The 12,800-nt window shown below is 60.3% G+C and carries 11 protein-coding genes; 4 read left to right on the top strand and 7 right to left on the bottom strand.

The genetic code is table 11. The annotated features are described in order from the left end of the window. Nucleotides 1-219: 219 nt before the first annotated feature. The 7 genes from WP12_RS13010 to WP12_RS12985 all read right to left on the bottom strand — a co-directional run bounded on the left by WP12_RS13010 (nt 220) and on the right by WP12_RS12985 (nt 9,932). Nucleotides 220-3,462 (bottom strand): efflux RND transporter permease subunit, encoded by a 3,243-nt coding sequence (locus tag WP12_RS13010; RefSeq protein WP_007015432.1) that lies wholly within the window; start codon nt 3,460-3,462, stop codon nt 220-222. A 2-nt stretch (nt 3,463-3,464) separates the two neighbouring features. Next, complete coding sequence (locus WP12_RS13005) at nt 3,465-4,634, bottom strand: efflux RND transporter periplasmic adaptor subunit (protein ID WP_007015433.1); 1,170 nt, start codon at nt 4,632-4,634, stop codon at nt 3,465-3,467. A 2-nt stretch (nt 4,635-4,636) separates the two neighbouring features. Beyond that, a complete protein-coding gene (locus WP12_RS13000) occupies nt 4,637-5,899 on the bottom strand; it encodes a TolC family protein (RefSeq protein WP_007015434.1) in 1,263 nt (420 codons plus the stop codon). Between the two features lie 75 nt (nt 5,900-5,974). Continuing rightward, a complete protein-coding gene (locus WP12_RS12995) occupies nt 5,975-6,301 on the bottom strand; it encodes a hypothetical protein (protein WP_007015435.1) in 327 nt (108 codons plus the stop codon). Between the two features lie 242 nt (nt 6,302-6,543). Continuing rightward, nucleotides 6,544-6,921, bottom strand: a complete 378-nt coding sequence (locus WP12_RS24150) for an energy transducer TonB (protein ID WP_084691143.1) — start codon at nt 6,919-6,921, stop codon at nt 6,544-6,546. Nucleotides 6,922-7,277: 356 nt separating this feature from the next. Further along, a complete protein-coding gene (locus WP12_RS12990) occupies nt 7,278-9,449 on the bottom strand; it encodes a TonB-dependent receptor (RefSeq protein ID WP_084691141.1) in 2,172 nt (723 codons plus the stop codon). Nucleotides 9,450-9,548: 99 nt separating this feature from the next. Further along, nucleotides 9,549-9,932 (bottom strand): hypothetical protein, encoded by a 384-nt coding sequence (locus tag WP12_RS12985; protein ID WP_039858535.1) that lies wholly within the window; start codon nt 9,930-9,932, stop codon nt 9,549-9,551. A gap of 1,307 nt (nt 9,933-11,239) precedes the next feature. Here WP12_RS12985 and WP12_RS12980 point away from each other — a divergent pair. From WP12_RS12980 to WP12_RS12970, 4 genes are all read left to right on the top strand, one after another. Continuing rightward, on the top strand, nt 11,240-11,728 hold the full coding sequence (locus tag WP12_RS12980) for an Rrf2 family transcriptional regulator (protein ID WP_007015446.1): 489 nt from the start codon (nt 11,240-11,242) through the stop codon (nt 11,726-11,728). A 3-nt stretch (nt 11,729-11,731) separates the two neighbouring features. Further along, nucleotides 11,732-11,899, top strand: a complete 168-nt coding sequence (locus tag WP12_RS25300; RefSeq protein WP_153811644.1) for a hypothetical protein — start codon at nt 11,732-11,734, stop codon at nt 11,897-11,899. Further along, the gene (locus WP12_RS12975; protein WP_007015448.1) at nt 11,899-12,276 is read left to right on the top strand and encodes a hypothetical protein; all 378 of its coding nucleotides are present in this window, start codon (nt 11,899-11,901) and stop codon (nt 12,274-12,276) included. The genes WP12_RS25300 and WP12_RS12975 overlap by 1 nt, the downstream gene beginning before the upstream one ends. 168 nt (nt 12,277-12,444) lie before the next feature. After that, nucleotides 12,445-12,714, top strand: a complete 270-nt coding sequence (locus WP12_RS12970) for a hypothetical protein (RefSeq protein ID WP_046194145.1) — start codon at nt 12,445-12,447, stop codon at nt 12,712-12,714. The last annotated feature ends 86 nt before the right edge of the window (nt 12,715-12,800 follow it).

Here is a 12,800-nt window from a genome sequence, read left to right as displayed (position 1 = left end):
GTCGCACATTACCCGTAACGAGAACGCCACCCGCCCGAGGGTAAGCCCGCACCCAGAATATCTCGACCTGCTCGCTCGGAAAAGCGTGGACTCCTTTTGCGAGGGGAGGCCCGGTCGTGCATCCGGCGAGCGCTAGTCCCGTGGCGGCGGCGAGCAGCAAAGCCGCTCGCCGCCTAGTGAGAAGCGCAACCTTACGAACCGCGCGCTCACCTGCCCAGGTCATGGGTGCGCTTCCACCAGACCGCTGTCATCGCCTTCGGATTGATCCGCTGTCCGGTCTTTCGGAACGTCCATCTCTTTACGCCCATAGCGGGCGTAAAGGGTCGGAAGCACGAACAGCGTCAGCAAAGTAGCTGTAATCAACCCGCCGATCACCACCGTTGCAAGCGGCTTCTGAACTTCCGCGCCCGATCCGGTGGCGATTGCCATCGGCACGAAGCCGAGACTTGCGACCAACGCGGTCATGACCACAGGACGCAAACGCATCATCGCGCCTTCATAGGCCGCCTTCGCCCGATCCATCCCATTCGCCATGAGTTCCTGGATCGAAGTCACCATGACGAGGCCGTTCAGCACCGCGATACCGGACAAGGCGATGAAGCCGACCGCTGCCGAGATGGAGAAGGGCATGCCACGAAGAGCAAGGGCGGCAACGCCGCCGACCAGCGCGAGGGGTACACCGGTGAACACGATCAACGCATCGCGAACGCTTCCCAAAGCTCCGTAGAGCAGCAGCATGATGAGCGCGAAGCACGCTGGCACCACCAGCATCAGCCGCTGGCTCGCCGAACGGAGATTCTCGAACTGCCCGCCCCAATCGAGATACTGACCGGGAGGAAGGCGCACTTCGCTGTCGATCATCGCTTGCGCGTCGTCGACGACGCCGGCGACGTCGCGGCCACGCACATTCGCCTGCACCACGACCCGCCGCTTGCCATTCTCGCGGCTGATCTGATTGGGACCATCGGTAACGCCGATCTCCGCCACGCTTTGCAACGGAACGAAGCCACCGCTCGGAAGCGGGACAGGCACCTGGGCCAGCGTTTGAAGATCGGCTCGCGCCGCATCCTCCAGACGGATAGTGACGAAGAAGCGCCGGTCTCCTTCAAAGATCATCCCGGCATTCCGGCCACCAATAGCGGCGGACACGGTATCCTGGACAGTCTTTGCTGAGATACCCAGCCGTGACATGACGTCGCGATTTGGACGGACGTCGAGCATCGGCAAGCCTTGGGTCTGTTCCACTCGAACGTCCGCTGCCCCCTCGGTCTTGCGGAGGATCGCTGCGATCTGGTTCGCCGTCGCATTCATCGCATCGAAGTCGTCACCAAATACCTTGACAGCGACATCCCCGCGGACGCCCGCAATCAGCTCATTGAATCGCATCTGGATGGGCTGGCTGATCTCGAAAGCACCGCCCGGCAAGCCTTCCAGTACCTTCTCGACCTTTGCGATCAACGCCGCTTTTGAAAGGCCGCTATCAGGCCATTGATCCTTCGGCTTCATGATGATGAACGTATCGGAGATGTTGGGTGGCATCGGATCGGACGCCAGTTCCGCCGTACCGGTTTTCGAGAACACGAATTTTACCTCAGGCAGCTTCCCGATCGCACTTTCAATCCGGGACTGCATCGCCTGACTCTGGTCGACCGACGTTCCTGGCACACGCAAGACCTGAGCGGTAAGATCGCCCTCATCAAGCTGCGGCAGGAATTCCTGTCCGAGGAAGGAGAAAGCCAAGATCGCTGCAAGGAAGCCGCCGACACCCACGCCTACGGTGAGCGTAGGCCGCTTCATCGCCTTATCCAGCCCCGGCTCATATTTGCGCTTGAGCCAGGACATGATCCGGCCTTCCTTCTCCTCAACCGGCTTCGACAGCCAGATGGCGAGCATCGCTGGCACGAAGGTGAGCGAAAGGACGAAGGCACCGACCAGCGCCATGATGACAGTGAGCGCCATTGGCGAGAAGGTCTTGCCCTCCACGCCTGTAAGCGTGAGCATCGGCGCATAGACGAGGATGATGATCGCCTGACCGAACACGGTCGGACGGATCATTTCGCGCGCAGCGCGGACAACGGACTCAAGCCGCTCGCCGAGCGACAGGTTTCGTCCAAGATGATGCTGACGTTCCGCAATACGCCTGAGTGCGTTCTCAACAATGATAACCGCGCCATCGACGATCAGACCAAAGTCGAGCGCCCCCAGACTCATCAGGTTAGCCGACACGCCTCCTTGCAGCATGCCGAAACTGGTCATCAACATCGTAATTGGAATGACCAATGCCGCAATCAGTGCCGCCCGGAAGTTGCCGAGCAGCAGGAAGAGCACGACGATGACCAGCAGTGCGCCTTCGGTGAGGTTTTTCGCAACCGTCTTGATCGTTGAATTGACCAACGCTGTTCGGTCGAGCACCGGCTGGATCACAACATCAGTCGGCAACGAGGCATTAATCCCCTCAAGGCGTTCAGAGACCGCCGAGGCCACGGTGCGGCTGTTCTCGCCAATCCGCATGATGGCGGTGCCGACCACGACCTCCTTGCCGTTCTCGGAGGCCGAGCCGTACCGAATAGCCTGGCCGAGACGCACCTGTGCCACCTGGTCGAGCCGGATCGGCGTGCCTTCGCGGGTTGCAATGACCGTACCGGCCAATTCGCCGATATTGCGGATACGCGCATCGGAGCGGACAGCGAGACCCTCACCGCCACGATTGACCACGCCGGCACCCACGCCGACATTATTCTCTTCAAGAGCCTGGGCGAGATCAGTCAGATTCAGCCCCAGGGCGGCAAGCCGCTGCACATCAGGAATGACCTGGAACTGCTTCACATATCCGCCAATGGAATCGACGCCCGCAAGGCCAGGCGTGTTCTTCAGCAATGGAGCAACGATCCAATCCTGCGCCGTCCGCAGATAGGTCGCCTGATCGGCCTCGCTTACCAACCGATCGCCCTCTGGCGTTATGTAGCTGCCATCGGGCTGCATGCCGGGTTCGCCCGGCTTATGTTTGTCCTCCTTGCGGTGCTCGAAGTGGACGGTCCACATATAAACTTCGCCGAGACCCGTCGCGATCGGTCCCATAGTCGGGACGGCACCGTCGGGCAGGTTTTCCTCGGCCACCCTGAGCCGTTCAGCGACCTGTTGACGTGCGAAATAGATGTCGGTCGATTCGCTGAAGACAGCCGTGACTTGAGCAAATCCGTTGCGGCTGAGCGAGCGGGTATATTCAAGGCCAGGCACACCTGCGAGCGCCGTTTCAATCGGAAAGGCGATCTGCTTCTCGACCAACTCGGGCGAGAGAGCGGGCGCGGTGATATTCACCTGCACCTGGTTGTTGGTGATGTCGGGAACGGCATCGATCGGCAGTCGAGCGATTGCCCAGCCTCCGATGACCATGGCGATAAGCGTCATGAGCAGCACAAACCAGCGCCGCTCGACGGAAAATGTGACGATACGATCAATCATGATTAATGTCCGCCATGCTCCGCTTCGCCCTTGCTGAGCTCAGCCTTGAGGGTGAAGCTGTTAGGACCAGCGAGCTGCTCGTCGCCCCTAAGCCCCGAGGTTACGACTACGTTGTCCCCGCTCGGGCTGCCGAGCGTAACGGGTGTCGCCTGAAAACCATGATCTGTGCGCACGAACACCGTGGGCCGCCCTTCGACGGTTTGTACCGCACTTTGTGGCACCAGTACCGATGCCGCTCCAGTTCCACCCGCCAAGCGGATCGAGGCAGTGACCGGTTCTCCCACCCGCCATTGTCCTGAGCGATTATCGATGACCGCGATGACGCTCGCGAGACGAGTCGCTTCGTCAAGGATTGGCGAAACAAAGTCGACCCTCGCGACGGATTTGCGGGCACCGGATACGATCTCGATTTCAGACCCGGGCCGCACCTTGCCTGCGTCAGCGGGTGCCAGTGAAAGTGTGACCGCGACCCGTCCGAGATTTGCAACCCGGAACAATTCCGCATCGGCTGCTACTGTCTGACCCAGCGTTACGCTGCGCGAGACCACCTGACCGGCAAGCGGGGCGGTGATGGCAATGCGATTAAGCGCACCGCCGCCACCGCCCGCCGCCGACACCTGCTGCTGTGCGAGACGCAGCGAAATCCGGGCTTCTGTCGCCGCGGTCCGCGCCGCGATCAGATCCTGTTCAGGAGAAACCTTCTGATCGAAAAGTCTCTGCTCGCGCCGCAGATTGGATTCGGCAAGCGACAACCGCGCGCGCGAAGCTTCGATTTCTGCATTGAGCGATGCGGCCTCGCGGCTTTCGATGATCGCCAGTGTCTGCCCCCGACCAACCGATTGACCGAGATTGCGTGTAAGCGAAACCACACGACCACCGATTGCTGCGGAAACGACCTGCATACCTTGCGGATCACCTTCAATCGTCGCCGGCAAAGTCAACGCACCTCCACCACTGCGTACCGCACGAACCAGTTCGATGCCTGCAGCCTTTATCTGGTCGGGGTTAAGGTCGATCTCGCCTTCCTTCTCGGCATGTTCTCCTTTTTCCCCGGCGCCCGCTGCATTTTCAGCATTTTCAGCCTTCTCAGGTGCAGGATCGCCCCCGGAGCACCCCCCCATCAGCATTGCGGCGAGAGTAAGCGGCAAGGCCGCTTTCACATAATATTTCATGATCAGTTCCCCTGGAGGTCGTTCGCGGGAGCAGTCAGCCGCTCGAGCTGCGCCTGGGCGTTGTGATAGTTGAGAAGGGCGTCAATCGCTGCGAGGCGCGTTTCAGCTAATGTGCGTTCTGCATCGAGCAGTTCGAGCTGACCGAATTTGCCTTCGCGGTAGCCTATTCGAGCGATACGGGCTGCCTCTTCGGCAGCCCGCAGGGCTGGCCCCTTGGCTGTTACGGCAGTGGTCGCCGCATTCGCCGCATCCGCCTGAGCGCGCGCGATCGCCTGATCGACCTCGAGGGCCGTAACTCGCCGCTGTGCTTCAGCAAATTGACGTTCAGATGTCGCCTGTGCCAACGCAGCTTTGCCGTTGTTGAACACCGGAATCGGAATTGTCAGACTAAACATAGCGGCCGTATCGCCGGTCTCGCGGAACTGGCGCGCGCCTGCACTCACGGTGAGATCGGGAACCCGCTGCGAACGCGCCAACCGTACACCCGCGTCAGCGATCGCCAGATCAGCCTCAGCGGCCGCCATGGCCAGCGTGCCTGCGCTTTCGATCTCCTGCATCGGCCCATAGCCGCTGCGCACATCGGCAAACCAGAATGTATCAAGTTCGCCGGACACCGGCTGGCCAACCAGCTTTGACAATGAAAACCGGGCTACTTCTACCAATCGCTCGGCCCGCTGAACCTCGGCATCCGCGTTGATGCGGGTTACATCCGCGCGCTGGACTTCTATGGGCGATGCCCGACCGGCCTGGACCCGCACTTCAGCCGCCCGAAACCCCTCTCCCGCAATTCGCGCCTGGTCCCGCGCTGTTGTCAGTCTCTGCTGGGCCGCCGCCGCCTGCGCATACGCTTGTATGACCGTTAGCCGGAGATCGGCCTGAGTGATTGCGGCCTGAAGCGCGACACGCTGCGAACGAGCATCGGCAACGCCGATCCTGGCTGATCGCTTTCCTCCCAGTTCGATCGGCAGTGCAAAGGAGGTGGTGGTCTCCAGGCGATCGGCCCTCCGATAGGGTCCACTGCCGACCAAGTTTTCCGCTTGGACGGAAATTTGCGGGTTTGGCCGCAAGCCAGCCACGGTCCTCGCGGCCTCGGCGGCCCGGACATTGGCCTCGGCCGCATCAAGTGACGGAGATGTTGCACCGGCCAGTGCCAATGCGTGGTCAAGCTTGAATGTTGCGCTCGTCTCGGCAGACGGCGCAGTCTGCGCCTGCGCGATAGTCGCGCAGGACGCCGCGGCCAGCGCGGCCGCGATCAGTCGATGCATGGTAAATAATCCTGATCAAAGACGTATGACAGCACCGCCGACAAGCATCAGCGCTGCAAGATCGTTACGACTCGATCAAGCGATAGGAGGTCGCAAATCCGGCCCCAAATTTCGGAACACAAAAACATCTGCAGATGCAGGACCGTATAAGGCCGCAGCACGGTCGAGCATCTGCTCGCCCTGCCCCACACCAATCACGAACGAGGATGCGTGATGGCATCCGTGCTGATGCGGGACCGCTGGATCAGCATCGCCGGGAGCCGGCTTTTCATTCTGCTCCTCGCGCATCTCCGCAGTACACGCTTGGGCAATCGGGGTCGAAAGCTCCTGGGCATGCACGACGGTCGATGTCACGAGTGACATCGCCAGCATCCAGAGAATCAGAAACCCTTGCCGAACCATAACGGCCCCCTAACCCAATCCTCTCATACTGTCATCGGAAAATCGTGCCCTAAAGCAGAAATCTGACATACACTCGCTAGATGCTCACGTCTCTCTAATCCAGAGACGCACGTTTTTATCGGAATTACCCCCAATATCCCATACACGGGCAGTTATGGTATGGTATATCATAAATTTAATATTGCAGGCAGCGATCTTATTTAACATATACCTCTATCCGCTCTCCTCGCGCGAACTGATCTTTATCTAAAGCTAAACTTCACTGAAAAGACAAGATCGTAGTCCTGTATTTCGACAGGTGGCGGTGGCAGAGGACTGGCGGCGTGTACGCTTCTGAGCGCCAAACGATCGAGCATCCTGTTGCCGCTAGATGATTCGATCCGCGCGTCGATCAACTCGCCCCGAGGATCGAGCGCGATGCGCAATCCGACTTCGCCCGACAGACGAATGCCGCGTGGTTTGCTCACCTGAATATGCCGCCAGACCTGGGCCTGGTAGGCAGTCCAGATGCTGTCAGCCTCCGCCCTGTCGCGAGGAGAGACAGACGCGGAAGGGAGGGTCAGTGCGGGTGATGGAGCAAGAACGGGAGGTTGTGGGTGTAAAGGAGATGTCGCTCGCATTTCTGCTGCTGCAGGCTGGGCCGCCGGTTTCGCAGAGCGTGCATCGGCCGCAGCCATAGCGACCTGCTGCTGTCTGGCCACGGATCGTTTAGGACGCTCGGAAGCCAGTTCCGGTTGCGCATCTAATTGGGGTTCGGTTGGTAGCGTGAACAGGCTGACAGATCGTCTGTCCGACCGTTGTACTTCAGGAGAGAGCACACCCGCGAGGCCTACTGCCAGGCCACAAAGCCACCCACAGGTGACCAGAAGAGAGAGCAGCGCCCCGACAAACCTTGCTCGAGGCGAAGCCGAAAGGAAGCCGGGAGATGTTCCATCCCCCGACTTGTCTTGATATGGCTTCCTCGCAGTGAGCAAGGCTAGAACTTCACGCCAAAGCCGACATTGATCGAACGGCCGCGCCCCGGCACGGGACGCAGCATGCCTGTTGCACCGTAATCACCGAGCGATATGCCGCCGAGCGGCGCAAAATACGCCTTATCGAGCAGATTTTCAGCCGCCAGCGTGACGCGGTAGGTCTTCCAGCTATAGGCAATCTGAGCATCCACCAGCGCATAGCCTTGGGTCCGCGGCTCGTTGCGGGTCGGATCGACCCGGTCCTTGTCGGCTGCCCAGCTGAGCTGCACCTGCGTCTCAAGGCCGCCAAGGCTGTGTTCAAGGCTCACTGACCCGTTGAAGGGCATCTGGTGATAGAGCGACGCACCATCACTAATATTCCGGCCACGCAGCCAACTCGCCTTGGCGTTCAGCCTGGTCTTGCCGAAGCGCTCGCTCGACCAGAGCGGCACCGCGCCGGACACGTCGATTCCATAGATTTCCGCGTCCTGATTGGCGAATTGCAACTGCGCGAAGCCCGTTGGCATGCCCATCATGTCGGTGAAATCCTTCAGCTTCACGACGTCGATATAGTCCGTCACATGGGTGTAATAGGGCGAGATTCTTACCGACCAACCCGTCTCGCCGCCCCCCTTGAAGGTAAGGGTCGCGCTCAGCGTATCGGCCTTTTCCGGTTTGAGATCGAGATTGCCGACATAACCGTTGCCGTCGCCGAACCAGCCGATCATGCTGCTCGACATGCTGCCCCGGCCCCAGGTGTAGCGCTCGTAGATGTTCGGCGAGCGCGCCTTGCGGGCATAGCCAAGCTCAAGGCTGGCGATCTTCGACAAGTCGTAGCGCAGCAGCGCCGAGGCGCTCCAGTTGCTGTCGTGCCGGCGGCGGCTGGCCGCGTTGAAGGCAGTGGCGGCCATGACGTCGGCCATCTGCATCATGCCCGTGCCATAAGGCTGGACCTCGCCAGCGTTCATCCATAGCTGATCGTTGCGGATCCCCGCAATTGCCGTCACGCTGGACCAGTTCTTTTCCCACTCCACATAGGTCCCAAGCCGGTCGCGCTTCGCACCGTTGACGTTGATATAGGGGTCAGGCCCCATCATCATGCTGCCCGCGACCGCAGGCCAGTAATCGTTTAGCCACTGGTGCTGGAATTCGTTGCCGACCCGCAGCGTGCCGGCATTGCCGAGCAGAATATCCACCTTCACATTATAGCCGGCCGAGCGGGTTTCGGTGTTCATGGGCATGCCGCCGTTCGCGGTCCCGCCCTTGTCGGCCAGGAAATTCATTTCATGATCGGTGTTACGATAATGAGCTCGCACATCGAGGTCGCCCCAATCGAAGGCCCCGGCATAATGCCCGTTGAGGAACCAGCTCTTGTTGGAGGTCATGTCCATATACTGGTTGGGAAAGCCCTCATAGGGCGAGAAATGATAGCCGCCCTTGAGCTCGAACAATCCGATATCCGTCTGCGCGGCGAGGTTGAGGCTATGGTCGGTCTTGGCGAACTCGGACGAACGCACCGTGCCGTGTGAGCCGCCCCCTTCAAAATTATCGGCTTGGGTATAGGAGCCGTTATAGGTGAGGCTGAGCACATCATTAGCCATGGTGAGCGACATGGCGCCACCAAAGCCATCGCCGTTGCTCCGGTAAAAGGCGGAGGCTTCTCCGGTGAGGAGCGTTTCTCCCGAGCGCGCGAACTGCGGCGGCGCGGTTTCGACCGCGATGATCCCGCCGATGCTGTCGCCGCCAGAACTGACAGGCGAGACGCCGGTGATGACGCCGATCGACTGCACGGTCTGTGGGTCGGTGTACGAGAGCGGCGGATTCATGTCGTTGGGGCATGCGGACATGATGGTGACGCCATCGACCGTGACACCGAGGCGCTGTGATTCGAGCCCCCTGATGACCGGCAGCGTCGAAAAGCCCCCCGCCGAGAAGCCGCTGACGCCGGGAACCGATTGCAGGAGCTTTGCGGTATCGCTCGAACTGCTCTGGCGCGCTCGCAGATCCGAACGGTCGATGCGTTGGGCTCCCGCTGCCGTCTCGCCCTGAACGACTTCGGAATCGATGTCGATGTCGGGAAGCGCCGTTGCTTCCTGGGCAAATGCCTGACCTGAAGCGCCTAGCAAGGCGGCTCCCGACAAAAGGCAGAACCGCCGGCCGCTGCCGAAATATCTGTGAATGGTAGATTTGGACATACATGATCTCGCAATTACACGGGCCGTGAGGCCAGGGCCGGCACCCAATCGGGTGCCGGTCGACAAAAGGGGCGCGACATGTGTTCGCGCGACGTTCCGTCAGTTCATTGCGGAAGGAGGTGCCTGGGAGGGTGGCGGCGGCGCGGCCATGCCGCGCCCTGGTGCACCGATGGAAATGAACGGCGATCCGAGGCTCAGCGCGTACCGCAGCGGCGCCTTCGCCAGCGCGAACCCGACGGATTGGTCGAAAGGGGTGCCATTGGTTGCATAAGCGCAAGGCGTCTCGTGAGATGCAGGCTTATGATCCTCATGACCGGCTTCCTGCTTTTCCATAGGAAGAAGCATGGTTGTCCGGACCGGTCCGAAACCGGTGCAGAGCGTCACGACAAACCCGGATACGCCCTGTGTCGGCATGAAGCCCGGCGGAACGAGCATGCGAGTGGCGAAGACGCAAAGAATCAAGAGGACGAACGTCCCCCGCATCCTTTGCGCTTGCCTTATCCAGACCATGGTCGGATCGATTCCGGTGTAGCCTGCGACCAGGCTTTTGCTTGCGTCAGACCGAAAGCGGCAGCCCTTCAGCTGTCAGATTTTCGGCCCCTCGAACGGCGGCGCGGGGAAGCCTGCCCGCTTATAATCGAACAGGCAGAAACCCAACGGCTCCGATGTTCAAGATGCCAAAGGAGGACCGCGAAGCGGTGGAAGGGCAAAAGGTCTGGCGGCAACCTCGACCTGCAAGGGCGGTGGCTGGGCGATCTCGTGAAACAGGCCGGGACCTGGGAGCAACTCTCGAGGCACATCAGCGGCCAGCGCTGGCGTCGATAAACCGAAGAAAGGGCAGGTTACAGACTGAAGACTCCGATCGCCTCCATGCTCCCCCTGGCTATCCGACATCGGGATATCGATGACGGCCTCTCTTGCTCCCTCGCCCGTGCACAGGATGACGGTCAGTCCCATGCTGTCTGAGCGGGCATATAGCCCGTGGGAACTAATGCACGGGTAAGCAGAGCCAGCACAAACATTACGGCCACGAGGCCATGCTTGTTCGATGTTTTCCCTGCCTGCCCGATCATGCAGCCGTCACTAGCGGGAGCAGGTGCCCATGTCATCCTTTGAGCGTACTTCGCCGGGCGAGCGTTACATACCAGCGCTTGCTGTCTGGATCAGGCAGTCACCGCTATTGCAAATCCGTCCTCACCGGTCGGTCTCTGCAGACTGGAACAGGCGCAGCGTTAGGTCGAGGTGAGCGCCCGCTCGATTAATCGTCAGGACTGGCCCGACTGCTCGATAATGGTTGTGAACGCCCACGCCGTCAACGATGGCTAGACGGTGTAGCCTTGCCGCGAAACTGCGAAACACTGCGCGATCCATGTCAAGACACCTCAATAGGCGTTTACGGGGCCTGAGCTGACGCCCATCCTGTTGCTAAACGTCGCGCTTACAAATTCCGGTCTCCGCCATCATGTCGAGCTATTCATCGCCCAAGATCGCCGAGAGTGAGACATGGACAGCTTGCACCATGCCATTCAAACTGCCGCAGACGAGGATGGCCGCGCCTTTGTTATCCATCGCCGCAAATCGGCGTGCGCTGCTTTCAACAGATACTGGACATAGCGCGCGCAGTCAGGCGCGCGCAAGAGCGGTGCCATCTCTCACGGTCCCCCGCGCTCGATGTGGGTGAAGTATCATACCGAAGATCAGCGATAAGCAAACATCTGGACATGGGGCAAAAAAGATGTAACGCATATGCATGTTTTTAGCGCGAGCCGACCAAATGCGGGGAAAAGGCCGTGAAACTTACCCTCTTCACAGATTATGCCATGCGCACACTGCTCTATCTAGGCGCCCGGCCTGAACGGCTCTGTTCGATCGGTGAGGTGGCGCAGGCCTACCGGATCTCACAGAACCACCTGATGAAAGTGGTCGTTGAACTGGTGCGAAGCGGTCATGTCGAGAGTGTGCGTGGACGGTCCGGGGGCATTCGCCTGGGTATGCCACCAGAGCAGATCAATATCGGCGCGGTCGTTCGTCGCACAGAAGATGGCTTCGATCTTGTCGATTGCGGAAGCTGCGTTGTCGCTCCGGCCTGCGGCCTTACGGGCGTGTTAAGGGAAGCACTCGGTGCGTTCATGGCGGTGCTTGACCGCTATACGCTCGCCGACCTGCTTGCCAAACGAGGAGATATCGCAGCGATCTTCGATCGCCAGGAGGTCGGCGCTCTTCAGGGGCCCCCTGTCCGAAAGCGCAGTCGGCAACTGGCATTGGAAAAGGAGGCCTGAGGCATGGTCTGCCCTGAATGCGGCCAGCCGGTCGATCCTTCGCCGTTCGACCCTCGTCGCCAGTCAATAGGCCTGTTCGCGGGGATCGCGGCGCAGTTCCGCCGGATCGTCGGCCGCATCGTTCCACGCGAACATTGCCATCATCGCATCGTAAGGGAGAAATCCGAATAATGGCTCTGCATCACGCGGCAGCCGGCGAGGTCGTTGACCTTTCATTGATGCCGCTTTCAGCCGAAACCGAACACTCGACGGCGATCGTCAAAACCGCCCAGTTCGAAGCCATTCGCCTCTTGATCCCGCGTGGGACAGACATGCCGCGGCATCAGGTTCCCGGCAGCATAACCCTACACTGCCTTGAAGGATGCGTGCAATTGGGGCTCGGCGAAACAGTGACCCAGTTGGCGGCGCATCAGTGGGTCTATCTCGAAGGCGGTGCACCCCATTCGATAAAGGGTCTCGACGATTCCGTGCTGCTGTTGACAATCCTTTTTCCGCCTGCCGATGTGAGTATTGGTGAGCCGGCAGGTGCGTCGATCAGTCAGGATTAGCGCGCGGATAGCGTCTTCCTGCGGTTCTTCTTCCCGCAACACACACTTGATATACTTCGGCACCTGGGCGCGCAAGCAGTGCGCCGTTCCGTCGCCAACAGGTTGAAGGACAGGTCCCAGCCCAAGATTGTATCGCTTCGAACGGGATAGCCGACAAGGGGGAATTCCATGAGCAATACGCGCAAACTCTGGATTTGGCTCTTCGCATTGCTTGCGACATCGTTCGCCGTTCTGCTGCTGGTGGGGCGCGATATCAGCATTCAGGCACCCCCATTGCCCGAACGCGTAGTCACGCAAAGCGGCCAGACCTTGTTTACACGCGCCGACATGCAGCTCGGCCGGCAGGTCTGGCAATCGATGGGCGGCATGCAGCTCGGCTCGATATGGGGGCATGGGGTGTCAATCGGCGTGCAAACGGGACCCCCGATAGGCGTCTAAAAGGGACCCCCTTGCGGGATCGGGTAACGTTGTTGTGAGGCGCCAGCTTGCGCTGAGCGCGGCGTAGGGAGGGCGTAGCCCGACCG

The sequence above is a fragment of the Sphingomonas sp. SRS2 genome, assembly GCF_000971055.1.
In the GTDB taxonomy this organism is placed as follows: Bacteria; Pseudomonadota; Alphaproteobacteria; order Sphingomonadales; family Sphingomonadaceae; genus Rhizorhabdus.
The sequence above is the reverse complement of the archived record's forward strand: the minus strand, read 5'-3'. Positions and strand labels throughout refer to the sequence as shown.